The sequence below is a fragment of the Peptoniphilus sp. GNH genome, from assembly GCA_021307325.1.
Classification (GTDB): Bacteria; Bacillota; Clostridia; order Tissierellales; family Peptoniphilaceae; genus KA00134.
Genome location: CP089931.1, coordinates 249,459 through 275,004, shown reverse-complemented (window position 1 = coordinate 275,004; position 25,546 = coordinate 249,459). Strand labels below are relative to the sequence as shown.

Annotated in this window: 17 protein-coding genes and 1 tRNA gene; 1 reads left to right on the top strand and 17 read right to left on the bottom strand. The window is 29.4% G+C overall.

Translation table 11 applies throughout. The annotated features are described in order from the left end of the window. Positions 1-180: 180 nt before the first annotated feature. From leuS to LV469_01415, 3 genes are all read right to left on the bottom strand, one after another. The gene (gene leuS, locus LV469_01425; protein ID UHR02971.1) at positions 181-2,586 is read right to left on the bottom strand and encodes a leucine--tRNA ligase; all 2,406 of its coding nucleotides are present in this window, start codon (positions 2,584-2,586) and stop codon (positions 181-183) included. Between the two features lie 8 nt (positions 2,587-2,594). Beyond that, entirely contained in the window at positions 2,595-3,980 is a 1,386-nt protein-coding gene (gene asnS / locus LV469_01420) for an asparagine--tRNA ligase (protein ID UHR02970.1), read from the bottom strand. Between the two features lie 107 nt (positions 3,981-4,087). Beyond that, entirely contained in the window at positions 4,088-4,654 is a 567-nt protein-coding gene (locus LV469_01415) for a hypothetical protein (protein ID UHR02969.1), read from the bottom strand. 76 nt (positions 4,655-4,730) lie between these two features. Between LV469_01415 and LV469_01410 the strand changes: the two genes are divergently transcribed. Further along, a tRNA-Trp gene (locus tag LV469_01410) sits at positions 4,731-4,806 on the top strand. Positions 4,807-4,967: 161 nt separating this feature from the next. Here the strand turns inward: LV469_01410 and LV469_01405 are convergent. From LV469_01405 to LV469_01340, 14 genes are all read right to left on the bottom strand, one after another. Continuing rightward, positions 4,968-6,119, bottom strand: coding sequence for a tyrosine-type recombinase/integrase (locus tag LV469_01405; GenBank protein ID UHR02968.1), 1,152 nt, complete (start codon positions 6,117-6,119; stop codon positions 4,968-4,970). 430 nt (positions 6,120-6,549) lie between these two features. After that, positions 6,550-8,271 carry a relaxase/mobilization nuclease domain-containing protein gene (locus tag LV469_01400; protein ID UHR02967.1) on the bottom strand — a complete coding sequence of 574 codons (1,722 nt, stop codon included), beginning with the start codon at positions 8,269-8,271 and terminating at the stop codon, positions 6,550-6,552. After that, a complete protein-coding gene (locus tag LV469_01395) occupies positions 8,240-8,626 on the bottom strand; it encodes a MobC family plasmid mobilization relaxosome protein (GenBank protein ID UHR02966.1) in 387 nt (128 codons plus the stop codon). The genes LV469_01400 and LV469_01395 overlap by 32 nt, the downstream gene beginning before the upstream one ends. 98 nt (positions 8,627-8,724) lie before the next feature. Further along, complete coding sequence (locus LV469_01390; GenBank protein ID UHR02965.1) at positions 8,725-9,621, bottom strand: HipA domain-containing protein; 897 nt, start codon at positions 9,619-9,621, stop codon at positions 8,725-8,727. 2 nt (positions 9,622-9,623) lie between these two features. Further along, on the bottom strand, positions 9,624-10,007 hold the full coding sequence (locus LV469_01385; protein ID UHR02964.1) for a hypothetical protein: 384 nt from the start codon (positions 10,005-10,007) through the stop codon (positions 9,624-9,626). Next, complete coding sequence (locus LV469_01380; protein ID UHR02963.1) at positions 10,000-10,980, bottom strand: hypothetical protein; 981 nt, start codon at positions 10,978-10,980, stop codon at positions 10,000-10,002. The genes LV469_01385 and LV469_01380 overlap by 8 nt, the downstream gene beginning before the upstream one ends. A 4-nt stretch (positions 10,981-10,984) precedes the next feature. Beyond that, a complete protein-coding gene (locus tag LV469_01375; GenBank protein ID UHR02962.1) occupies positions 10,985-17,941 on the bottom strand; it encodes an SNF2-related protein in 6,957 nt (2,318 codons plus the stop codon). A 91-nt stretch (positions 17,942-18,032) separates the two neighbouring features. Beyond that, positions 18,033-18,401 (bottom strand): single-stranded DNA-binding protein, encoded by a 369-nt coding sequence (locus LV469_01370; GenBank protein ID UHR02961.1) that lies wholly within the window; start codon positions 18,399-18,401, stop codon positions 18,033-18,035. Further along, positions 18,398-18,535: a hypothetical protein gene (locus LV469_01365; GenBank protein ID UHR02960.1), complete on the bottom strand. Its 138-nt coding sequence runs from the start codon at positions 18,533-18,535 to the stop codon at positions 18,398-18,400. Before LV469_01365 ends, LV469_01370 begins: the two co-directional genes overlap by 4 nt. Beyond that, complete coding sequence (locus tag LV469_01360) at positions 18,532-20,529, bottom strand: DNA topoisomerase 3 (GenBank protein UHR02959.1); 1,998 nt, start codon at positions 20,527-20,529, stop codon at positions 18,532-18,534. The genes LV469_01365 and LV469_01360 overlap by 4 nt, the downstream gene beginning before the upstream one ends. 57 nt (positions 20,530-20,586) lie before the next feature. Next, a complete protein-coding gene (locus LV469_01355) occupies positions 20,587-21,213 on the bottom strand; it encodes a hypothetical protein (protein ID UHR02958.1) in 627 nt (208 codons plus the stop codon). Next, positions 21,206-22,009: a hypothetical protein gene (locus tag LV469_01350; protein ID UHR02957.1), complete on the bottom strand. Its 804-nt coding sequence runs from the start codon at positions 22,007-22,009 to the stop codon at positions 21,206-21,208. The genes LV469_01355 and LV469_01350 overlap by 8 nt, the downstream gene beginning before the upstream one ends. Beyond that, the gene (locus tag LV469_01345; protein ID UHR02956.1) at positions 21,990-22,208 is read right to left on the bottom strand and encodes a hypothetical protein; all 219 of its coding nucleotides are present in this window, start codon (positions 22,206-22,208) and stop codon (positions 21,990-21,992) included. Before LV469_01345 ends, LV469_01350 begins: the two co-directional genes overlap by 20 nt. Positions 22,209-22,220: 12 nt before the next feature. Further along, positions 22,221-25,538, bottom strand: a complete 3,318-nt coding sequence (locus LV469_01340) for an NlpC/P60 family protein (protein UHR02955.1) — start codon at positions 25,536-25,538, stop codon at positions 22,221-22,223. Positions 25,539-25,546 lie beyond the last annotated feature (8 nt).

Below are 25,546 nucleotides of genomic sequence, written 5' to 3'. Positions count from 1 at the left end.
CATTATTAAGTTTTTCTCATCATCTTGTTAAGTGCTTTATCCAATTTTTATCAATTTTTAGTAAATTTTTCAGATTTTTTTAACAATTTATACAAAGTGTCATAATAATTATTACGTTTTATAAAAAATAGTGAAATGAAAAGTGTAAAAAATAGAGGCCCATTTAAGAGCCTCTACTTTTTATTTCACAACTATATTGTAAATCTTTCCTGGTACGTATATTTCTTTTACTATATTTTTGTCTCCAAGATTAGATTTAAAACTTTCGTTATTTTTTACAATTTTTTCTACTTCAGACTTGTCCTCATCTCTTTTGATTTTAACCAAAAATTTGACTTTGCCATTGAATTGTACTGGAAGTTCAATGGTGGATTCAAGGCATTTTTCTTCTGAGTATTTAGGCCAAGCTTGTTTGTTTAGGTAATCTCCAGAGTATTCGTGGTAGAGTTCCTCTGTTATATGAGGAGCAACTGGATTTAAAAGCAGCAAATAAGTCAGAAAATCGTCTAGAGATATCTTGCCCTTGGCGTTAAATTCATTTAACAATTCCATAAGAGCTGCTATAGCTGTGTTTGCTTTGAGATTTTCATAGTCATTTGATACTTTTTTTATTGTTTGGTGTATCTTGGTTTCTAGCTCTTTGCTATACCCTTTTTGATTTTTATCTACCAAATCTCTAAGACTCCAAACTCTTTCCAAAAATCTTCTTGCTCCTCTTACTCCCTTGGTACTCCAAGGCGCAACTTTTTCAAAATCTCCTACAAACATCTCAAAAACTCTAAGTGTATCTGCTCCAAATTCTTCTACTATGTCGTCTGGATTTATTACATTGCCTCTGGATTTTGACATTTTTGTGCCGTCTTCTCCCAAAATCATCCCATGTGATGTTCTGGTCATATAGGGTTCCTTGGTGTTTACTATTCCTTGGTCGTAGAGGAATTTGTGCCAAAATCTGGAATAGAGCAAGTGCAAAGTGGTGTGTTCCATTCCTCCGTTGTACCAGTCTACTGGCATGTAGTATTCAAGATTTTCTTTCGAAGCAAGCTCTTTGTCGTTGTGAGGGTCTGTATAGCGAAGGAAGTACCATGATGAGCCTGCCCACTGAGGCATTGTATCCGTTTCTCTTCTGGCTTTTTTGCCACACTTGGGGCAAGTTGTCTCTACAAATTCTTTTATGTTTGCAAGAGGACTTTCTCCAGTTGCCGTTGGTTCGTAATTTTTCACTTCTGGCAGCAAGAGTGGAAGTTCTTCTTCTGGAAGTGGCACCCAGCCACATTCATCGCAATGTACCAGAGGTATAGGTTCTCCCCAGTATCTCTGTCTTGAAAATACCCAGTCTCTAAGTTTAAAGTTGACATGTCTATGGCCAATTTTATTTTCTTCCAAGTATTCAAGGATTTTTTTCTTGGCATCTTTTACTTGTAAACCGTTTAAAAATCCTGAATTTATCATTGTGCCTTCCTGGGTGTCTGTGTAGGCTTTTTCTGATATATCTCCTTCTATTACAGCAAGTATTTCCAGATTAAATTTTTTTGCAAAATCATAATCTCTTTGATCGTGAGCAGGCACTGCCATTATAGCGCCTGTTCCGTAACTCATTAAGACATAATCACTTATCCAAACAGGAATTTCTTTTTGTGTCAAAGGATTTATTGCATATATTCCCTCAAGTGGCACTCCTGTTTTATCTTTTGCTAGCTCTGTTCTTTCAAAGTCAGACTTTAGTCTGGATTTTTCTTGGTATTCTCTAACTTGAGCCAAGTTTTTAATCTTGTCCTTATACTTTTCTATATAGGGATGCTCGGGGCTAAGTACCATATATGTTGCTCCAAACAAGGTATCTGGTCTTGTTGTGAAAATTTCTAAGTATTCATCTGAATCCTTTATAAAAAACTTTACTTCTGCGCCTTCACTTCTGCCTATCCAGTTTTTTTGTTGCGTCTTGACTCTTTCTATAAAGTCAAGATCCTCAAGACCGTCTATGAGTTTTTGCGCATACTCTGTAATTTTGAGCATCCATTGGCTCTTTACTCTTCTTTCAACTTGTGTGCCGCATCTCTCGCAGGCTCCATTTACTACTTCTTCATTTGCTAGCCCAACTTTGCAAGACGGGCACCAATTTATAGGCATCTCGCTTTTGTAGGCAAGTCCATTTTTAAATAGTTGCAAAAATATCCACTGAGTCCACTTGTAATAAGATGGGTCTGTGGTATTTATTTCTCTAGACCAATCAAAGGAAAATCCTATAGATTTCAATTGTTTTTTAAAGTTTGCAATATTTCTTTCTGTGACTATGGCTGGATGAATTTTGTTTTTTATAGCGAAGTTTTCAGTTGGAAGTCCGAAAGCATCCCAGCCCATGGGAAAGAGTACATTTTCTCCTTCCAATCTTCTCTTTCTTGCAACTATGTCCATAGCTGTGTAGGGTCTTGCATGACCTACATGAAGTCCTTGACCTGATGGATATGGAAACTCTACAAGAGCATAAAATTTCTTTTTATCGTTTGGTTCACTTTTGAAGGTCTGATCTTTATCCCAATAATCTTGCCATTTTTTTTCTATATCTTTTGGATTGTAATTATTCATTTTATCTCCTAAAATTCTGCACTTCCTACCGTTCTAGGGAAGGGAATTACATCTCTTATATTCTTCATGCCTGTTATATACATTACAGCTCTTTCAAAGCCCAAACCGTAGCCAGCATGCTTTACCGAGCCATATCTTCTAAGATCCAGATACCATTTATAGGTATCCATATGCATGCCCTGAGCTTTCATTTTTTCTTCTAAAACTTCCAATCTATGCTCCCTTTGAGAGCCTCCAATTATTTCTCCGACTCCAGGCACTAATAGGTCCATGGCGGCTACTGTTTTTCCGTCATCATTTGCATACATGTAAAAGGCCTTTATTTCTTTTGGATAATTTGTTACAAATACTGGCTTTTTAAACACTTCTTCTGTTATATATCTCTCATGTTCTGTTTGAAGGTCTATACCCCATTTCACAGGGTAGTTAAATTTTTTGCCAGATTTTTCCAATATTTCTATCGCTTCTGTATAGGTTATCCTTTGGAAGTCAGATTTCACAATGTTGTCTAACCTATCTAAAAGTCCTTTATCTATAAATGAATTAAAGAAATTCATTTCATCTGGACATTTTTCTAGCACATATGATATTACAAACTTCAACATTTCTTCAGATGAATCCATTATGTCGTTTATATCTGCAAATGCCAATTCAGGCTCCATCATCCAAAATTCTGCCGCATGTCTTTGAGTGTTTGAATTTTCTGCCCTAAAGGTTGGCCCAAATGTATAGACATCTCTAAAAGCCATGGCAAAGGCCTCTGCTTCAAGCTGGCCTGATACCGTAAGATTTGTTTCCTTACCAAAAAAATCCTTTTTATAGTCAACTTTTCCATCTTCGTCCTTTGGAAGGTTGTTCATATCAAGTGTTGTAACTCTAAACATTTCACCAGCACCTTCAGCATCAGAGGACGTTATAATAGGTGTATGAGCATATACAAAATTCCTTTCTTGGAAATACTTATGAATTGCATATGCCAAGACAGATCTAACTCTAAAAACTGCACTAAAAGTGTTAGTCCTTGGTCTTAGATGGGCTATTGTTCTTAGAAACTCCATGGAGTGTCTTTTCTTTTGAAGTGGATAGTCCTTTTGTGCAATTTGAAGTTCTTGTATATTTGTCGCATGAATTTCAACAGCTTGTTTGGCTCCGGGAGAGCTTACTAATTTTCCCTCTACCCTTATTGACGAGGCTAGAGAAAATTTTTGAACCTCATCAAAATTTTCTAATTTATCATCATAGACAACTTGTAGGCTCTTGTAACAAGAACCATCACTGATTTCTATAAAACCAAAATTTTTAGATGCTCTTGAATTTTTTATCCAAGCCTCAACAACAACATCGCTATCTATTAAACTTTCTTCATTTGAAAAAATCTCTTTTATCGATTGCATTTTTCCCTCCCGTAAGATTACTAATAACTTATAATATACCACAAAATAGCGAATTATTACACTTCTTCGGATTTGAAGTTAGTAATAATTTTAGCAGTTTAACCTAATCAATATCTTTTTAGCGCGAATTTTAAAATTCCCAGCAGCTCATATTCATTTTCTAATCCATCTCGGTAATTTACAAGGTTATATTCAAAATTATCCAAATATAGAATTATTTGCCCGGATTTCGCCCCATCTGCCAGTTCAAAAAATAAAAGGTCCCCCTTTTTAAATCCCAGATCCAAAAAATCCCTATCCAGACCGTAAGCAAAGAGTTTCTTATCTTTCACATCTTCAAGACTTAAAGGATAAGTTGCTTTTATATTAGAGATGGAAGTTAAAAGAGCGCCCGTTTGGATTTGCTTTAATATTGGCACAGATAGAGTCTTTTTGTCTTTCAAAGCTTCATCTTCCATATCTAAATTCAATTCAAGACCTCTTGATTTTGACCCTCTTCTTTTTAAATATCCAAGGCTTTCAAGAATTTTTAGCTCCATATGAACTGTAGAAGTAGATTTTATGTTTGTAGATTCTGAAATTTCTCTCACTGTCGGCGGAAAGCCATAAGTTTGAATGTGCCTTTTAATAAACAATAGAATTTCAACTTGATTTTCTTTTAAATTTTTATACATTTAATCACCATGCCTAATCACGCAATAATTAAAACTTGCATATATGTATGTTTTTTGTTAGAATGTTTAAGTGCTTAGGGGTATAGTTCAGTTGGTAGAACATTGGTCTCCAAAACCAAGTGTCGTGGGTTCGAGTCCTGCTACCCCTGCCATTAGCTGTATTGGTATGGATTGATACACCTTGCAATTGCTGGGTTTCATCAATCCATACTTTTTTTGTATGTTGTACTAATTTGTATAAATTAGTCTATATTTTCGCTTAATGTCAAAAAAATCCCACCACCTTTTATTGGCTATTTCAACACTATTTGCCCTATATTTGTAGGGCATTTTCCATAATGTTGTTTATTTTATTATTTACTTCGTCTACAGCATGAAGATAAATTTCTGTTGTTGATAAATTTGTGTGTCCCATAACTTGAGCTATATTTGGGATTGGAATATTATTAAAAGCAAGTATTGTTGCTGTTGTATGTCTTAGACCATATGGAACTACGTGTCTTATATTATTTTTTTCGCAAAAATTCTTCCAATATTTTCTAAAAACACCTTGATTTAAATGTTCCATATTAGAATTTGTAAAAACATAAAACTCTTTTATACTTTTATTTTTTTTCAATTTTATTTTTTTCTTCATTTCGTCATCTAAATGTTTTTTAAATAATTCCACTATATAATTATTTAAATTAAATTCTCTAACGTCTTCGGTTTTAGTATTTTTTTCAATATAGCCCTTATTTTTTACATAAGTCAAAGCTCGATCTATTGTCATTTTTCTAGATTCTAAATTAACTTTGCTCCATTTTAGCCCATACATTTCTGACGGTCTTAGCCCATATGACACGCAAAGAGAAAACATAAGTTGGTGTCGTGTGTTTGATTTTTTTGATAATTTTTCAATACAATCTTTTATTTCTTCTGGATTATAAAATTTATCTTTTAAAGATTGTTTAGGAACTTTTATTTTTATATCCTTGACTGGATTTGATGAAATTATTTCTGCATCTACTAAAATCTGAAATAAAGTTTGCATTATTGTTTTATAATGTTTTTTAGTCTTCTGAGATAATTTTTTCCCAGTTCTAGGAGATGTAATTTTATCAAGATAGTTAAAGAATTGTTCAATATCCCCTTTTTTAATTTCTACTAAAGCTTTTGTTTTAAAGAAAGATTCGATATATCCATTAAGATAATCTTCATACCATTGAATTGTTGTTGCTTCTAATTTATTTTTATTTTTGTGATGTTCAAAAACTTGTTTGAAATCAGCAGTAACTAAAAAAGATTTTTTCCCTGATATAATTTCTAATTCATTTAAAAGAATTATTTCTTGCTTCTTTAAATAAGCTATTAATTGTGTCCCCTCATATGCTGTTGTTACTCTTTTTGACCTTCTATACCTCCTATCTGTTGTTATCTCCATTTGAACTTGATAGTTATATCTTCCAGTTTTTGTCCAAGACACTTTAAATCCCCTTTCTTTTGGTGGGAGATTTATTTTGGAGAGTGCAAATCTTCTAGTCTTGTTTTTTAATTTATTTTATTGGAATCGTAATTATTCAAATAGTTACATTTCTACACTTCCTCTCAAAACTTGTATAATTTTTTCTTTATTTAATTATATATTACTCACTAGATTGCTTCAATTTAATTAGATATTTGTTTGAAAGTAGCATTCTTCCTTGTAGATTTCTGAAATATTTCCAAGTTGTTTTTATGGGGTATTTGGGGTAGTTTTGTAGACTAGCCAGCAAGTGTTCGTGGATATCCACAAACATAAAAAAATATAAATTTTTTTACTGGTTAGGGAAACCCCTAATACCCCCTTTTTTATTTCTAAAAGAAATTTTTTTGCAGCATTTTTATTGAGATATCTCAAACTCTTATTATCTTTTTCATAAATTATATTCATTCTTTGAATATTTTTTTTCATTTTTTCCAAGAAACTTATCTCCATTTTCTTTTATTTTTTTCAAAACTTTCAAATCATTTTTTAAAAACTTTTGCTCATTATATAAATCAGTAATCATTTGTTTTTTGTCCGCTATGAGTTTTTCTTTATCCAAATCTGAAATATTTGAACTGCTAATTTCTTTTATTTCATTTTTAAATTTTAAAATATTTATATTATTTCTATCAATGTTTTCATTATATATTGCAATTCTTTCTGTTATATCTTCAAATGTATTCATTCCATATTTATTTAAAATAATTAAATTTTGAGTAATAGTTTTTAAATTATTTTCAAACGAACTTTTATATTTTTCATTAATTATTCGCCCAGGATTTTCAAATTCTAATTTATTATCTTTATTTTTTATTCTTTCAAATATTCCATAATAAGTATAATGCGTACCTAAAATTTCACTTCTGCAAGTTATCTTTTTTAAAAATCCGCTTTTGTCGAAACAAAACTCATTCTTATTTTCTTCAATTTTATATCCGAGTTTTTCCATATTTAAAATAAATTCTGATATGGAACTAGATTTTTTTATAGAAGTATCAATCGCATATTTAAGTCCATTAATATCTTTATATGGTATAAATTCTTTTTTATAGAAATCTTTTTTTTCTTTTTTATTTATAAAACTATCAATTATGGCATCATACCTAAATTTTTTATTTAACTTGTTTTCTGGAACTTGTAAAAAGCTTTTTTCATCTCTAAAATTAATTTTTTTGTTTAATGTATCAAACTTTATATCTTTATCTTCTAAGCTAGAATGAAATTCGTTTAAATTATTAGAATTTAATATTGAAATTTCAATTTCACCTTCTAGGTTTTTTATTTTTTCATTGGCTATTGATTTATCTAGAATAAGTGGGTTAATGTTTTTTGTTTTGCTTAATAATAAATTTTTTTCTTTTATTTTCTTTATTATGTCTTCCCTAGTGTAGCCTTCTCCAAAATTTTTTTCACTACATCTTATAAACCTTTCTTGAGATATGTGTTTTATTTTTAAATACTTTCCACTTTTAATATTGTCAACTTCAAAGTTCAAAGCTCCCATTAATTCTGTAAATTCATTTAAATCGCTAGCTTCATTTATACATAAATCTATCGCATATTTGGTTTTTTCTTTCCATGATTTACCAGCCTTTAAACACATATTTTCATAATAACTTTTATGTCCTTTTATAGGTTTATCTTTATTTTTTTCAATTATAGATAGAGAATATTCTTTGCATATTTCATCTGAAATTTTACTTATAAGCTCATGATCTTTTGTTATGTTATAGCATTTGAAATCTGTCATTCTTACATTGTTAAGTATAATATGATTATGAATATGATCTGTATCATTGTGTGTTGCTAGTACATATTGATATTCTCCATTTAAAAATTTTTGGCAAAAATCTAAGCCGATTTGATGGGCTTGGATTGGATCTACTTCGCCAGGTGCGAATGATTGAACTATATGTCTTGCTAAATTCTCTTTTCTATTATTTTCATTTAAATTATAAATTTCTTGAAATTCTTTTGCAGCTGTATCTTTACCTTCAACTCCAAAATAACTAATTAATACTCCATTATCTGTCTTTTCTGGATTGGTTATATAGTCAATCGACCTAGATAGAGTTTTTTTAATTGGTCTCAATATTTTTGTATATGCCATCTTTGCCCCCAGGTATAATATTTAATAGTTCTTTAAATTGTTTTGTACATTCTTTGATTTCATCTCCTATATTTATTATTAAGTCAACATCATGTTTACTTATAGATTTTTCCATATTTGCACGTCTTGCAATTTGATTTATGTTGTTTCCTATCTGATAAAGATTCGTTCTAATATCTTTAATAATATCCATATCATAATAAAGATTTATGATTCTCCCATTTTTTAACATTGCTAGTACAAAATCATTTCTATTTTCAAACCTACTAGCAGAAAACAGTTTTTCAAATAAATATCTTTCACTTGGTGTTACTCTTAACAAAATAGCATTATTTCTTGTTCTATTAGCTTCCATATAACCTCCATAAAAGAAATAGAGGGCAAATACGCCCTCTAAATAGTTAAAACATACTTTCTAATCAACATTGTAATTAAAACCCCTTAAAAAGGATTTTAGAGCCTCATTTCTTCTAATCCTATATTTCTACTTCTTTCTTTTATTACAAAATCTATTATTTTTTCTTTTCTTTCTTTTATAATTTTTTTAATAAAACCCTTGTGTAAGTCAGTCATATAATCAGTATTGTCAATCAATTTATTAATTTTATATAAGTTTATTCTTTTTCCTATTTTAAATAATGATTTTAAACAGAGTTTATTATTTGTATTAAGCAAAAAATTAAAATAATTTATTTTTACATTATTTATTTTTATCATGGAATTTGGAAAAGTATATACCCTATTTTCTATCTCTTCTTTAGATTTTATTATTTCTGCTAGACCTTTTTCAGTAATTTGAGGAAATAAACATGAACCACAATCATAGATAGGAGCAGGTAGAGCTATTTGTCTATCTTCATTCACAAGAATACCCCAATTTCCATTGTGCCTGTCAAAATTTCCTATTAAAGCATCAACTATGAACATATCCCAAAAATAAGATTCTAATAATTTTGGATCTATGAGCGTCTGTTCATTTATTGTTTCTATAATCGAGTCTAATTCAGTTCCATATCCAGATTCAGAACTATCTATAATTTGATTTTTTAATTGTGCAAACTCCATTAAAGAAAACCCATTTGTATTAAAGTCTTTACAAGCAACCACCATTTTATCCTTATATATTCCTAGTATAGTTTCTTGAGCTTTAATGCCAATTATATTAAATATATTAGAACCTAAATATTCACTTATGCAACCATTTGAGTAAGACATTTTTTTATTATTTTTCGCCCTAGGCTGAAACTTTAACATATAAATATTGTTATCATAAATTATAGATATTTTAGAGCCGTTATTGCCTCCATAGCCTCTAAACTTATTTATTTTGCAATTGCTAAAATCAATCATAACTAATCTTCCCTTGTTATTCCTAAATACTTCTCTCTTAGATAGTCTGCTACTTCTACTGGAATTTCATCTCCCCATTGCGAACCATTTATAGATCCATATAATTCGCACCAAACATCTCCATAACTTAAATCTTCAGGATCTAAGCTTTCTAACCATTTTATATCATGTTGGATTGCCAAGGGCAATGTTCTTACATCAATATTTTTTATATTCTTAGCCATTTCTTTTCTTACCTCTAAAATTTGAATCAGCTCATCAATATCATCTGGAGTTGCATATTTTCTTAAAAACATCTTAGCTGTAGACCTATATGAAAGATATTTACTATATTTTTTATTTTTTCTTCTCCATTTTAAAGTTGCTTTTCTTTGACCCTCAGACACTATTTTCCTCCATTTGAGATTTAGCCCTCTTAATAACATTATTTAGTGATTCTCGGTTTGTATTAAACTGTTGTAAAAATAAAGCTAACCTTTGAATCATTTTATCTATTTCAGCGAAAAGCTGCCTTATTTCCTCTACCGAATAACTTTTATGATTAATATTTTTTAAATCCTCTATATTTTTCCTGGAAAAAAGAAATTTGTAAAATGTTAGAAAATATATGTTACAAAAATCGTTGTTACTCCTTATGTTCGCTCTTTTAAATTCCATTAGAACATCAAAGCTCCTATCGATCTTTATATCATTGAAATATTTTAGAAACTTTTCAAGTGATGTTTCCAAAATATTTTCTTTTTTTCTTTCTTCCTCTTTTTCTGAAATGATATCTTTTTCTTCAAGAGTAGTTAATATACCTATTTCATATCTCCTTTTATCTGTCATAGATATCATCTTGGTAAATAATTTACCGATATATTCTCCATTATCAAATACTTTTAGCATATAGAATTTTTGCCCAAACAATGAAGACTCCTTTATTTCTAAGTTATATGTCTTATTATAGCACCACATTTCAACAGCTAAGTCATTATTAAACAATATAGCATACTTTTCGCCAACACCTTTAAATTGTAAGAAAATTATATCTTCTTGTGTTCTATTTTCCACTATTAGTGTTGAATGTCTTAAAATTTCATTAAGTTCGTATTTATTAATTCGTTCAAAAACGCTTTGATAAATAGATTGTATAAGTTTAATTGATTTACTGGAGAAATTTCCTTCCTTAATCTCGTCATTTATTTCAAGTATATCATCAGACAGTAAATTTATTGAATTTTGCATTATAAAATCAAATATTTTATCAACATCTTCTATTTTTTTAGGCTCTAGATATTTATATAAAATTACCTTTATATATAGTTCTTCATTTAATAAAAAGTTATTATATGCTTGTTTAAATTTTTCTAAATCCATATTATTAAATCTCTAAATTACTTATATCTAGCTCTTTTGCCGATATTTTTTCTTCTGCCACTAATTTTTTTAAACTTTCATCTATATTTAAAGGTTTTATAGAAAAGTCAATAAAATCTTTTAATGATTGATTCTCTTTGACATCTATTACTTCTGAATCGTTTAATATTGTTTTTAATTGAAATTTTTCTAAATCTGCTACAAATTTTACATCATTGCCTAACACACTTTTATTTGCAATTTCAACATTATTTATATCCGAAAAATTTATCTCAAATGATTTTGAAAATTCTTCAGCTTTTTCAATAATATCTTCTTGAGCCTTATATAAGTCATATTCGCTATATTCACTATCAAATGTAAAATTTATTTCTTTTAATCTCTTTAGCTTTTCCATATAAATATCATCTTTATCATAAGGTTTATTCACTTGAATTTTAGCATCTTGTAGAGAGTTTTCTTCATCTTCTAAAAAGCTTTTCTTAGAATTAATGATTTTATCTATATTTTCGATTGCATTCTCTATTTTTTGCATATTTCCAACTCCCGATTCTCCTAAAGTTACGCTATAGCTGTAGTTATCTTTTATGTCTAAATATTTTGATTTATCAAATTCGTTAGTTTTTAATGTCAGTATAAAATTTTTATATTTACCAATAGCCTTTCCGTTGCTAGAAGATCGATCTATTATTTCTTTTAGCTTTTGCCCAGCATCTGCTTTTTTATCAAATTTTATTCCATCTAAAACTATTTCAAAATTTTTATTACAAGACAATAAATTTTGCCTATCTTTAGATAGATTTTCTATATCGCTTTTTAATAAACTAATCCTTTCAGGAATAAATTTTGAAATCATAATCTCCAATTTTGCTTTATTAGCCAAATGAGCAGATTTTTCTATATCCATTTTAGATATGTCATTCTCCAATTCCATCTTTTCTTTTATTAATGGATTGTCAGCACATATGGCTTTTATTTCTGCATAATTTAAAACAACTTCATCTACATCACTATAAGATCTATTTATGTTGTCGTTATTCATTATTTGGGATAAAAATCTTTGTTTATTTTCTAAAGTTTGGAACATATACGCATCAAAAGTCCCTTTTGTAACATATGTGAACTCTTGTACTTTTTTATTGATGTTGCCCTGCCTAACCATTCTGCCAAGTCTTTGAGATAAATCTGCTGGTCTCCATGGTGCATCGAGATTATGAAGTGCTACTAATCTTTCCTGAACATTCGTTCCTGTTCCCATTTTTTGAGTTGATCCAATAAGAATTCTAATATCTCCTTTTCTTACCTTGTCAAATAAAATATCTTTTTCGATTTCAGTTTTTGCGTCATGAATAAAAGCTATTTCATTTTCTGGTACACCACTTGATATTAATTTAGACTTAATGTCATCATATACATTAAATCCAAGTTTTTTAGCTGATTCTCCGTCTGGGGTCGAATTATCACAAAATACCATTTGAGTTAGCTTATTTTCTGATGTTTTATTCCATATATTATATATATTTTCTACAGCTTTGTTGACTTTGCTATCAGGGCTTTCTGGAAGGCTTGAATCTAACAATCTTTGGTCTAGTGCCAATTTTTTACCATCTGTAGTTATTGCTAAGAAATTATCTATGCGACTATCCAGACCACCTCTGACTTTTTCTGCTCTTTCAGCAATAGATTGAAAAAGCTCTTCTTGAATTTTACTTTTTGTACTTTCTACAACTATTTTTTCAAGTTCAGGAACTGGTAAATTTAATTTATCAGCAGTTAATATGTCTGAATTTTCCCTAAATAAAAACATTAGCTCTGGGACATTCTCAAATCCAGCAAATTTTGTAACCGACTGATAGCCAGTCCCTTCCACCTTTAAATCAATTGTGTTTTTTATATCCCCGAAAGTAGATACCCATGAGTCAAAGTTTAGTAGACCTTTTTCTTTTAAAAGATCATGTTGTAAATATTTTTGCATAACAAAAAGTTCAGCCATTGAATTGGATACGGGTGTTCCAGTCAAAAACATTATCCCTTTTTTGTTTGTTGCCTCATCTAAATATCTACATTTTGAATATAAATCAAAAGCTTTTTGAGATGGCGATATGCTAACTCCTTTTATATTGCTTAAAGATGTTGCAATTTGAAGATTTTTAAATTCGTGTGCTTCATCTACTATTAATTTATCTATCCCTAACTCTTCAAAATTTACAACATTCAAATCTTTCTTTGATTTGTCTAATAAACTATTAAGTTTTGATTTTAATTTTTTTTCAGCTTGTATCGCTTGTTTTACGCTATATGACTTATCATCAGCATTTTTTATTTTTTCTCTTAGCTCATTTAATTCTTCATTTATAAAGCGTGTTTGCGTCTTGTCGGATAGTGGAATCATAGAAAATTGAGAGTGCGATATTATTACTGCATCATAATTTCCATTTGCTATTTTCCCAAATAACTCTTGTCTTTTTTCTTTTTTAAAGTCATTTTTCGTTGCTATTAATATATTCGCATTCGGATACAATTTTAAAAAATCATTTCCCCATTGTTCAGTTATATGATTAGGAACGACTATAAGGGCTTTATTAGTAAACCCTAATCTCTTAGATTCCATAATAGAAGCTATTGCTGAGAAAGTTTTTCCCGCACCAACTTCATGACCTACCAATGTATTGCCTCCAAATAATGATCTTGCTACTACATTTTTTTGATGTTCTCTTAAATCTATTTCTGAAGATATTCCGCTAAAATATAATTTGCTGCCATCATATTTTCTAGGCACTATACAATTAAATTTGTCATTGTATATTCTTTCCAGTCTTTTTCTCCTTTGTGGATCTTCAAAAATCCAATTCTTAAATTCAGATTTTATTTTTTCTTGTTTTTCTCGAACAAGCATTGTTTCTTTAGCATTTAAGACTTTTATTTCCTCTCCATTTTCTGTTTTTGTATCATATATTTTTAAATTTTCATTTAAGTTTAAAGTTTTCTCTAAGATATAGATAGCTTTCATTCGCTGTGTTCCATAGGTTATTTCATTAGCTATTCCATGATAACTTATTTTATCGTTTATATGCCATTTCGAACTAACATCTGAGTATTCTACAGCTGATCCGCTATAAGAAAATGAATATAAATTTAATTTTTGACTTATAAATTCTGATATATATTCGCTCGGAATCCATGAAGCCCCTAATCTTACGGATATGTCGCTTGCCTCTATATCTTTTGGCACAACTTTTTCTAAAGCTTCACAATTTTTTTTATAATCTGAATTAAATTTAGAAAGTGAATTTGCTTCTTTTAATTTAGCTTTTACATCTCCCGATAAATACTCTGTTTTTTCAATAAAATTTTTGGGGTTTTCAGGGTCTAAAAATATTAATTCCTTTTTTAATAATTCTTCTTTTGCAGACTCAATGCTTACTTCTCTAAGTTCTGCAATATATTTGAGATCTACCTTTCCTTTGGTATTTATACAAATTAAAAGAGCATCTTCAATGCTATTTGCTTTATTTGGAATGAAATTTCCTTTTACTACTCTTTTGCTAAAAACATCTGCTTTCCCTTGATATTTTCCATTGTCAAATTTTTCAAGAGATTTTAAAATAGCTATAGAATCATCATTTTTGAAAAGACTTAAATTTTCTTTTTTATTTATATATCCATTTTTATCGACAAAACTGTCATATAAGCTATTTATTTTAATACGTTGAGCCTCAACTTCATCATCAGAATTATTATTAATTTCCAAATCATAAAGTAGCCTTAAATTGTCTCTTAGCCTTATCATTGCTTTTAATGCTTCAGGTCTATTAGTCTTAACTTCTTCCAACGTATTTGAATAATAAATTTTATTATTTTTTATTCCATATGAAAAAGGTCTTATCTCTGAGTCATTTTCTTCATACGATACATCATAAATTCCCTTTGTATTAGAAAATACATTTTTAGGTAAATTATTAGTTGCAAAAATAATCTGATCATCTATTGGAATAGTTGAATTAGGCAAACAAGATAGTTCTGATCCAAAACGACCTGAAACCTCTTTCATTTCCCCAAGAACCATTTCAGGGTGATTTATAAAATATTCATTATATTTTAGTCCATTTTCATCTTCAGCAATTTTAATCCACTTTTCATTATCTATTTCAAATGATTTATTCGTGTTTTTTTGAAAAAACAATATATCACTAGTTACGCTAGTGTCGCTGAATGTATTATTTGGAAGTCGCATTGCTCCTAAAAAATCAGCTTTTTTAGCTATATGTTCCCTAAATTTTGAATTTACTTTGTCTAACGTTCCTGATGTGGTTATAAAAGCTACTATTCCGCCATTTCTTACTTTATCTATGGACTTGTCTATAAAGTAATCGTGAATCATAAAATTATTTTTATATTCCTTGTCAAAAACTTGAAAATTGCCAAATGGTATATTTCCTATCGCTAAGTCAAAGCTGTCGTTCTTAAAATTAGTATTTTCATATCCGCCAAGATAATTCTTAGCATTTGGATATAAGTGTTTAGCAATCCTATGGGAAATATTATCAACTTCTACAAGGTGAAATTTCCCTTTAATATCTTCAGGAGCGTTACCTACAAATTTTCCAATACCTGAACTAGGCTCTAATATGTTTCCTTCTTTAAATCCTAGCCTCTTCACCCCCGAGTAAATAGCCTTAATAACTTTGTTTGGTGTATAAAAACTTGTTAAAGAACTTTCTTTAGCACTGTCATATTCAGCAAGGCTCAAATTTTCTTTTAAAATTTTTCTTACATATGTGTATTTTTCTTTTCTAGTATCGAATACTTCCGAAAGTCCGCCCCAACCCACATATTTAGATAAGACTTCTTGAGCTGAAAAATCAAGGCTTCTTTCTCCACTTTCTACCCTATTAAGCATTAATATAGCTTCAACGTTATTGTTTAATCTTTCTGAAAATGAGCCATTTTCTTCCGAACTATAATATCTAAAATTATCTAGCTTTTCCAAATCTCCAATGCTTTGTACTTCACTATTTAATGGTGCAGAGTCGTAACGATCAGGTATGCCATCATTGTCAGAATCTACGCTTAACGGATCATATGATGAATCGCTAATTTTTGTTATATTTTCATTTTTATTTGGGATATTGTTTATTTCTTTAGATGAACTTAATTTATTTGAATTATTTACTATTTCATAATTATTATTTTTAATTCTTTCAGTATTTGAATATTTAAAGTCTTTTAAGGTTTCATTCCAATAAGCATCAAATCCATATAATGTAATAGGAGCTGTATACATATCTGTATATTTTTTAATATTTTTTATTAACCAATATTCATTGTCATTTATTTTTACAACATCACCTATTTTTATATTTTTGTTATTGACATCATTTTCTTTCATCGAGTTCTTTTCACTCAATTCAATTTGTTCTTCTATATATGAAAATTCACGTTCATTTACATCTTTTCCATCGCCTATGTCAATTCTATGATGTTCAATCACTTCCCCATCTACGTAATGGTCGAAATAAAATTTAAAATATCCTATATAATCATCGGTTATTTCTCCGAACTCATCTTCACCATGCAGTTGATTTTGCAATTTTATATCTATATCTTTTTGTCTTAAAAAATTTATCAACTGCTTTGTTACTTGTTGACCGCTATAATCATCAATAAATTCACCAGTTTCATTAAATTCTACAATCCAATAATCACTTTTATCTTTTATAGGTGAATCTAATATCTCTAATTCCTTATTTCTATCAACTTTAATATCATTATTTTTTTTGTTATTTGATTCAATAAAAGAAGCCATAGAAATTTGTTCTATGACTTCTTTTTGCTTTTCTTCTGAAATTATTTTATCTTGATCTAATCTTTTTGAATAAATCGCCTCATCTTCTACATTTAAACGTAAATTATTTGACTTTCGATCATCTCGTTCACTATTTCTCTCGCTTGTGTCGCTAAATGAACCCAATCCATATAATTTGTCGACTTCATATTCTCTGTCGCTCCTAGCTCTTTCAGCACTTGAGGTTCGTACATTTCCATGAAACTCTCCGCTATCTCCTCTATATCCGCCAAATGTTTCCATAGAGTCATGTTCCAGCGAAGTTCTCGGTAAAAGTTCTTGATCCTCTTGTCCTTGCTCGTCTTTAAGAAATCCAGCCTCATATATCCCCATTTCCCTATCGGTCTTTTTTCCTCTTCCATTTCTATTTCTGGAATCCACATTCCATTTTCCTCCCGATAGGTCAGCTTCTTGCCATCTATTATCTGATAGCCTATTTTTTGTCCGTTCTCTACTCGAAACTTCAATTCGCTCATTTTCTACCCCTCTTTCTATCTCAATTCTTAACATATTTATAAGCTCTTTTGACTCAGTACATATTGTTTCGCAGCACTCTGAAAATTCTAAAATACTCATAGATTTTGGAACATCTAAATAGCTAAAATTATTTTCTTCTAATCCTATATTTAATCTCGATGATACTCTATATAAAATTGAGTCTTTTATGAAATTGAAATGCTTATTATTTATTAAATCTTCCTTGGAATTTATTTTATCTCCTACTTTTCTTAGAAAAGAATATCCATAATTTTTATTATTAAAATATTTTTCTAAGTCATCAGATTTTAATTCCCATACGAAATTTTCAATTTTTGATTCTTTAGCACCTCCAGTTTGGCTAATATCATATATATAATTTAATTGCCTATCATTTCTGCTTGAAATCGCAATCCCTTGGCTTCCTCTTTTCACATATCTTTTATACTTATTCCAGAATCCGTAAGAAGCACAAGCTCTTGCATTTTTAAATTGACTAAAAATTGATACCTGATCTTTAAAATCATATTTATAATTATATGCCCCATCTTTTAAAAACTCTTTATATTCTTTGTTTCCCAAAAAATTTGTAAGTTTACTTTCTAAAATTTCTTTGTATTCCGAATATTTTATAGCCATTTTCTACCTCCATTATATTCCATGGACTATATATTTACAAGGTATAGTTAAATAAAAAAAGAGGGGAATTTTTCAATCCCCCTTATTTTTATTATTTTTTTACTATCATGTATTCATCATCTTGATCTAATATTTCCATTTCAGGTTCGCTCACACGATTATTCATAAAATAAACTTTATTTACTTGTATATTAAACCTATTTATAACTTCTGCACCTTGCGTTGCTTCATATATTCTTAAATTACCTTCAATTGCAATATAGTCATCTTTTTTACAATAATCAACGATTAATTTTGCAACTTTATTGTATGCAACACATGGAATATATGAATATTGCCCCGCTCCCTCTCTAACTCCAATAGAAAAAAATAAAGAAGAAAAATCTTCTCCATCTCTATTTTTTTTGACTTTTAAATTAAGTTCACTGGCTATTATTCCATAAAAATCACATCTGTTCATTTTTTACCTCCTCTAATTTTTGACTTTTTTTCAAATTTATTTTTCTTTGCAACAAATGCTATTAATAACAGAAAAAAACCTCCAAACATTCCAGCAAAGAAGCTTGGATATTCTAATTGCGATAAGAAATTCATTTCTTCACCCCCTTAAACTCAAACTCTATTTTCCCGTCTGTTAACTTTAATTTGGCACTAAAACTTTTTCCAGCTTTCGATTTCATAGATAAAAATTTACTTGAAATATTATTTGTCAAAAGTTCTTTTGCTAAATTTACATCAATTTGAGCTTTACAAATTTCTTTATAAATTCTAAAATCGCATTCTTTATTAGCACAAAAATATGCTTTTTTCCCAATTAATACATCATTTCCACATATCGGGCATTTTCCAATCATATTTTGGGATTCTTTTTTATACTTTTCTATTACATTTGTGTTTTGACAAACATTTTTTATTTCATTACAAATATTATCTATAAAAACATCATCTTTAAAATTGCCAGTAGATATTTTAGCAAGCTGATTTTCCCAATAAGCAGTAGTCTCTGGATTTTTAACAGCTTCTGAGACAATATCTATTAGCGCTTTTCCTTTATCTGATGCAATTAAATTTTTCTTTTCTCTAATAACATACCCTACACCTATTAATCTTTCTATAATGCCAGCTCTTGTGGCTGGAGTCCCTAAGCCTTTGCGTTCCACTTCAATACCTTTCTCAATGGCTTCACTACCTGCTACTTCCATGCTTTTTAATAGTGTGTTTTCTGTATAATGTTTTGGTGGTTGTGTATATTTTTCTTTTAGTTCCTTATCTTTTATTTGAATTCTATCCCCAACGTTGATATTTGGTAGAATAATATCTTCACTTTTTTTCGATCTATATTCTTTTAAATATTTTGTAAAACCTTCATTTTCGATGACAGTTCCAGAACTTGTAAATTCAAAACCATCATATTCAGCTATAATTTTTGTTGTATTTTCAATAAGCGGATATCCAAAACTTGCATATAACTTATTTAAAATAAGTTTATATGTTTTTGCTGCATTTTCAGAAAGTTCAGATAATCCTTTTTGTAATGAACTTGCTGTTGGGATTATAGCATGATGGTCTGTAACTTTTTTTGAATTAAATACAACTTTTATTCTTTCAGCATCAAAATCTTTCTCACTTAAAATACTGTTAATTGTACTATCAATCATATCTTCAGTTAAATATCTACTATCTGTTCTAGGATACGTAATCATCTTTTTTTCATATAAGTCTTGTGCATAGTCTAGAGTTTCTTTAGCTGAGAAACCAAAATATTTATTGCATTCTCTCTGCAAGGTTGTAAGGTCGAATGGAAGATCTGGAGATGTTATATTTTCTTTTTGAATCACGTTAGTAATTTCAATTTCATCTTCGATTAAATTTTTTAATTGGTCGGCTGTGGCTAAATCGTCAATCCTACCAGTAGAAAGAGTAAATTCATCCGATATTATGCTGAGTGTATAATATTTTTCTTTTTGAAAATTATTAATATCTCTATCTCTATTTACTATCATGGCAAGAGTAGGTGTCTGAACTCTACCTACAGAAAAATTTTGACCATACAAAACGCTGTATAGTCTGGTCAAATTCATTCCAACAAGCCAGTCCGCCTTTGCCCTTGCAAATGCCGACTTGTATAGATTGTCAAAATCTTTACCTTGTTTTAAATTATTAAACCCTTCTTTGATTGCAATATCTTCCATCGAAGATATCCACAATCTTTTGAATGGCTTATTTGATTTTATTTGATTGTAAACCAATCTAAAAATCAACTCGCCTTCCCTTCCTGCATCTGTTGCACAAATAAGCTCACTTATTCGATCAGATGTTATTAAATCTTTTAAAATTTTATATTGGTTACTTGTACTCGTAACAACACTCGTTTTAAATACACCTGGTAAAATTGGAAGATCTTCTATTCTCCAACTCTTATAAATGTCATTGTAAGCATCTGGCTCACATAATTCTACAAGATGCCCTAAACACCAAGATACAATATATTCCTCTCCTTCAAAAAATCCGTCTTTTTTAGTATTCGCACCAATTACATCAGCAATGCTTTTTGCAACACTTGGCTTTTCTGCTATTACAAGTTTCATCTCCACCTCCGTCATAGTTTACTATTAATAATTTTTTTTAGAGCCTTAAAATCGATTTTACGAGGCTTTTTTCTTTCTTTTCATTAGTAAAGTTATTATAATTAAACCTGCAATTAAAAAAGGAATAATCTTAATCATTGTGCTAAGATTACTTAAACTTCTTTTATCTTTAGACTCTTGTTCCTCTTCTCTCTTTTTTTCTTCAGCTTTCTTTTTTTCAGCTTCAATTTGTTTATTTAATTTTTCTATCTCTTGTCTTTTTGTTATGTTATCTACCATTGAAGAAAGCTCTTGTTCATTTGCAATGCCAAGTAAAACAATATTATTTTCTTTTTTGCTATAATCAACTAGAAAATGTAGATTATTTCCTGCATTAGTCTTGAAGTCAAATACTTCTATTGTTTTTTTATTTTTAAAACTTTTCCCTTGATCGTCTAAATTTTCTATAATAGTGCCTTTTGATGTATAAAAATCATTCTTTTTGTTAGGATTTAAGACACTTTTTTGAACATTATAATCTTCTACTTTTAAGTCTGAATTTTCAGAGTCCGAAGGGGTTGCATTTACCAATACTTCTTCACTCTCAACTGTTGTTCCATCTGTTGGGTTTTCAGCTAGTGCCAATGTTGGAGTGAATAGAAGTATAAGAGCTAAAATACAAACGTTAAATTTATTTTTAATCATTTTCTTCTTCCACCTCATCATCTTTATATTCATTATCTTCTCCAAGATTGTAATAGTCAGAGTCTTCATCTTCACGATTTTCTTTGTAATCATCAAAATCCATTTCAAATTCATCATCTTCATCGAAATCATCTTTATTATTAGGTTGAGTGGATTTCATCTTTTTGAAAAGAACAACACCAGCTATAGCTAGACCTATTAAAATGTATGTCCCTGATTTAGATTTTTTCTTTTCAGGCTTGGCATTTTTTAGTTTCTCTAGCTCCTCTTTTTGTTTTTTTAATTCTTCTTCTTCATATTTTAGTTGATTTTCTTTATCTATTTGCGATTGACTTTTGCCACTTGCTAATAATTGAAGTTTCTCATCATTCATTTCAGTATAAAGCTTTGTGGTCTTATTCCCCTTATTATCTATAAGGTTTATAAGATAGTAAATTCTGCCATTGTCAGCTCTAAATTTTATATATTGATTAGATGTATTTTCTTCAATCTTATTATCTTCTTTTTTTATTTCATCTTGTTTTTCTTTAACAAGTTTATTTGTTGAATTTATCACTTTCTTTTTAGATGTTTTTTTCTTAGGCAACTTAATAATATCTTTTTTTGTGTAATTTTGTTTTTTATCAACATTTTTTTCTATATTGACATCTAGCATTCTAGATATATCTGAATCACTATATTTAGGCGGTGATAAAGCCTTGTTGATATAATTATTTTCAGCACCATAAGATTTAATGATTGAAAATAGTATAATAGACAGTAAAAGCCCTATCAGCTTAAATTTCTTTAATTTCATTTTTTTCTGTCTTCTCCTTTACTAATAAATCTTCAACTAACCCAAAAAAATCTTTTGTACTCAATTTGTTATTCTCACAAATTTTATTGACCTGATTTGATATATCTTGATTTAGTTGATTGTCAACTTCATCTAATTGACTTTTAAGTTTAGAAATTTTTTCAATTAAAGTTTTTTTCTTTTTTATTAATCTTTCCATTTTACCTCCTTGCTAAAACCTTCCAAATCCAGCAATTTTTCCTCTCCAGTAGTTGTCATCTATAGAACCTACCTTGACAGGATTGCCAGCATGAACCATTTGCCCATTACCTAAATAGATTCCAACATGAGTTATTGAACCCCATGGGTGAGCTGAGTCTTTAAATGTATATCTAAAAAAAATAAGATCCCCTGGCTGTGCCTCAGACCTTGATATCTTTTGAGATTGTGCGTATTGATTTTGCGATCCATGAGGTATATTTTTACCAGCTCCATGAACATAAGCCCATCTTGTGAAACCAGAGCAGTCAATTCCACCACTTCTAGGATCCTTAGAGCCATATGCGTATCTAGTTCCTAGCCACTTTTGGGCTTCATTTATAATCGCTTTGCCATCTTCTGTTGTAGTTATCTCAGGTTTATATGAATCAGGCAAAATAGCAACTCTAACTGTCCTTATTCCCCAGTTATTTGCTTCAGTATCTGAATCCATTAATAAATCTAGTCTTTTTCCTCTAATAGCTCCGCCAGTATCTTCGGCTCGACCAACACCATAACCCTCAACCCAAAGTTTAGTTCCTAAAGATATAACTGAGGGGTCTACAGCTATTACACCTCTTTTTAAAGGTGTTCCCATTGCAGTTGTGTTATATCCACCATTTTCCGCAGGATCAGAAGTGTATGCTGTGGCTATAAACAAGTCATCTAAAAGTTGCCCTTCTTCAGGAAGATTTTGACCTTGACCCCAGTTATTAAATTCAGACCCTTGAGATTCTCCTTGTATTAAAAGACCAGATTCAGAATATAAGTGAAAATACGGATTTAAGTAATTGCCTTTTTCATCTTGAATTTTTATAGTTAAAAATTCATTGGCTTTACCTATTTTTTTATCAATTTCTATTTTTTGACCAATGTAAACATTGGCATTTGATATATTCTCATACGTTATTCTCCAGCTATCTGTATCTTCTAAAACAATTTTGTTTTCAGAAACTTCAATTATTTTACCTTCAGCAACAGCGAGAACATCTTCACCTTGACAATTTATGTCTATTCCGTTGTATTCTTCAATCTTATTATTAATGACATTTGTTCCAAACATTTTTTTAATTTTTGGCTTCCAGTCGCCTTTTATTGGAGAATTAAAAAACATAAAATTTCCTTTTGAAATCATATACTTATCGAACTGTTCTATGTCTTCTTTAGATCCCAATTTTCCTTTAAGCACTTCTTCTAGGTCATTTGTAAATAAGCTAGCCTCAAGTATTTTTACTTTGTAAGGTTCTCTAATACTTATTATCCTTCCACTTGGATCTATAACTTTTTTTATCCTATATCTCGTTTCTACTCTTTTTGTAACTTGATATTGATATTGCCATTTAAATATATTATCTAATTCTCCTTTAATTTGAATAAAATTAAAATCTTCATATTTAACTGTTAAATATGCCATTAGTAAATGTGGATCGTGTCCTATTGTATCTTTTGAAATTTTATACTCATCGTAACCAGGATAAACTCTTTTTATGTTTTCAAGTTCGTATTTTAGCTTTGCCTCTAAATCCATGTAGTATTTATCTGCATCAGTTACATCTTGAAAAGATGCTAAGTATGATGAATCAGCTATAGCACCTGCACCTAACATAGCTACATTTGCACAAGAACCTAGTATCGCTAATAATAAAATTAAAACTACACCCACTATAAGTAATGGTTTAAAAGCTGAGGCTTTTGCTACTTTAACTATGGTATTTACAGCTTTTCCTCCGCTAGAAAATATTTTTTCCTTAGAAAAAGTATTTTTGAATCCATTTCTAATTCTTGTGGATATTCTTGTTTTATTTTTTTTCTTCTGATAATATTTGTTTCTATCTCCAGAAAAAATATTTTTTGTTCTTGAGATTACTCTTTTTGACCTTATAATTTTGCCTGATGTAGTAACTGTGGAAACACCAATGTTTTTATCTTTATTTTGTCGATCTAAGACGTCAGAAGCAGCGACTATAAAATTTGCTAACTTATGTCTTCTTACTGCTGAATAATCATCATCAAACCTAAGTTTTTCTTCTCTATTTCTTAGCTCTAAATCTTCTTTTATTTTTTTATCTTCAGGAATTAGTTTAGACCTTATAATTTCATTCTTTTTATACTGCCTTAGCTCTTTTGTTCTTTTGTGAGCTTTTGAAATCATAATCCCAGATTTAGTAACTGTGGAAACACCAATATTTTTGTCTTTATTTTGATTTTCAATACTTTCAGACACTAAGCCTAAGTTTTTAAAAATTTGACCTTCATTAGATTTTAACTTGTCTGAATATTTTGTTTCGATATTAAAATTACTTCTAATACGTTTTCTGAAATTTACTACATTAAAGTCAGCCCTTGTTTTATTTGTTCTAAAAGCCTTAAAACTATTTTTAGAAGTTTTATTAAAAATTTTACTTAAATTGTTTCCAAATAAATAATCATTATTATCCGACTGTCTAAAGTTGTCTGTTGAATTTTGATCTGTTGAGTTTAATATTTCTCCTACTTGGTTTTTTATATTAGTTTTTCTAATTATTCGCCTTTTATTGATGTCTTTTTTGGAATTAAATTTGTTTCGAAAATTTATATCTGACGAGTTTTCCCTAAAGCCTTTTAAACTATCCTTTTCTCTTAATCTTGAAGCTTTATTTCCTTTTTTGTTAAGTTTGTTAAACCTTTCTTTCCTCGCTCTTAGGTCAACAACTCTTTCATCTGATTTATTGTCAGTTTCTTCAATTTTTCTAGATAAATTAAAGTCTTTTCCTCTGATTCCTTTTTCCATATTTTCTATGGACTTTTTTGTGTTTTGGTAGATATAACTAGAATTAAGACTATCTCCTTTTATACTTTCTTCTTTTGCAATTTCTTCCTGGTATAGTTGGTATTCTTTCTGTCTTCTTTCTTCTAGTTTCCTTTGCTCGTCAGCCTTTCTTTCATTTTCAAGCTTTACATTTTCTTCTTGTTTTATCTGTTCTTCTTTTTTTGTTTTTTCTTCCGACTTATTTTTATTATTAGCTTTTCTAATTATTCGCCTTTTATTGATGTCTTTTTTGGAATTAAATTTGTTTCGAAAATTTATATCTGACGAGTTTTCCCTAAAGCCTTTTAAACTATCCTTTTCTCTTAATCTTGAAGCTTTATTTCCTTTTTTGTTAAGTTTGTTAAACCTTTCTTTCCTCGCTCTTAGGTTAACAACTCTTTCATCTTCTGGGGGAATATTTAGGCTATCTTTAGATTTTTTTAAATCATATTCATTACTTCTATTAAAATTTTTATAGTTGTTATTTCTTATATCGTTCCCCATATAAACAC

What these genes read in the sequence shown, in the direction of transcription:
- LV469_01375 (UHR02962.1), bottom strand. Translation starts at nt 17,941, where the DNA reads ATGGCTATAAAATATTCGGAATACAAAGAAATTTTAGAAAGTAAACTT.
- LV469_01415 (UHR02969.1), bottom strand. Translation starts at nt 4,654, where the DNA reads ATGTATAAAAATTTAAAAGAAAATCAAGTTGAAATTCTATTGTTTATT.
- LV469_01365 (UHR02960.1), bottom strand. Translation starts at nt 18,535, where the DNA reads ATGAATTTCTTATCGCAATTAGAATATCCAAGCTTCTTTGCTGGAATG.
- LV469_01370 (UHR02961.1), bottom strand. Translation starts at nt 18,401, where the DNA reads ATGAACAGATGTGATTTTTATGGAATAATAGCCAGTGAACTTAATTTA.
- LV469_01355 (UHR02958.1), bottom strand. Translation starts at nt 21,213, where the DNA reads ATGATTAAAAATAAATTTAACGTTTGTATTTTAGCTCTTATACTTCTA.
- LV469_01380 (UHR02963.1), bottom strand. Translation starts at nt 10,980, where the DNA reads ATGGATTTAGAAAAATTTAAACAAGCATATAATAACTTTTTATTAAAT.
- LV469_01345 (UHR02956.1), bottom strand. Translation starts at nt 22,208, where the DNA reads ATGGAAAGATTAATAAAAAAGAAAAAAACTTTAATTGAAAAAATTTCT.
- asnS (UHR02970.1), bottom strand. Translation starts at nt 3,980, where the DNA reads ATGCAATCGATAAAAGAGATTTTTTCAAATGAAGAAAGTTTAATAGAT.
- LV469_01400 (UHR02967.1), bottom strand. Translation starts at nt 8,271, where the DNA reads ATGGCATATACAAAAATATTGAGACCAATTAAAAAAACTCTATCTAGG.
- LV469_01395 (UHR02966.1), bottom strand. Translation starts at nt 8,626, where the DNA reads ATGGAAGCTAATAGAACAAGAAATAATGCTATTTTGTTAAGAGTAACA.
- LV469_01390 (UHR02965.1), bottom strand. Translation starts at nt 9,621, where the DNA reads ATGATTGATTTTAGCAATTGCAAAATAAATAAGTTTAGAGGCTATGGA.
- leuS (UHR02971.1), bottom strand. Translation starts at nt 2,586, where the DNA reads ATGAATAATTACAATCCAAAAGATATAGAAAAAAAATGGCAAGATTAT.
- LV469_01340 (UHR02955.1), bottom strand. Translation starts at nt 25,538, where the DNA reads ATGGGGAACGATATAAGAAATAACAACTATAAAAATTTTAATAGAAGT.
- LV469_01350 (UHR02957.1), bottom strand. Translation starts at nt 22,009, where the DNA reads ATGAAATTAAAGAAATTTAAGCTGATAGGGCTTTTACTGTCTATTATA.
- LV469_01360 (UHR02959.1), bottom strand. Translation starts at nt 20,529, where the DNA reads ATGAAACTTGTAATAGCAGAAAAGCCAAGTGTTGCAAAAAGCATTGCT.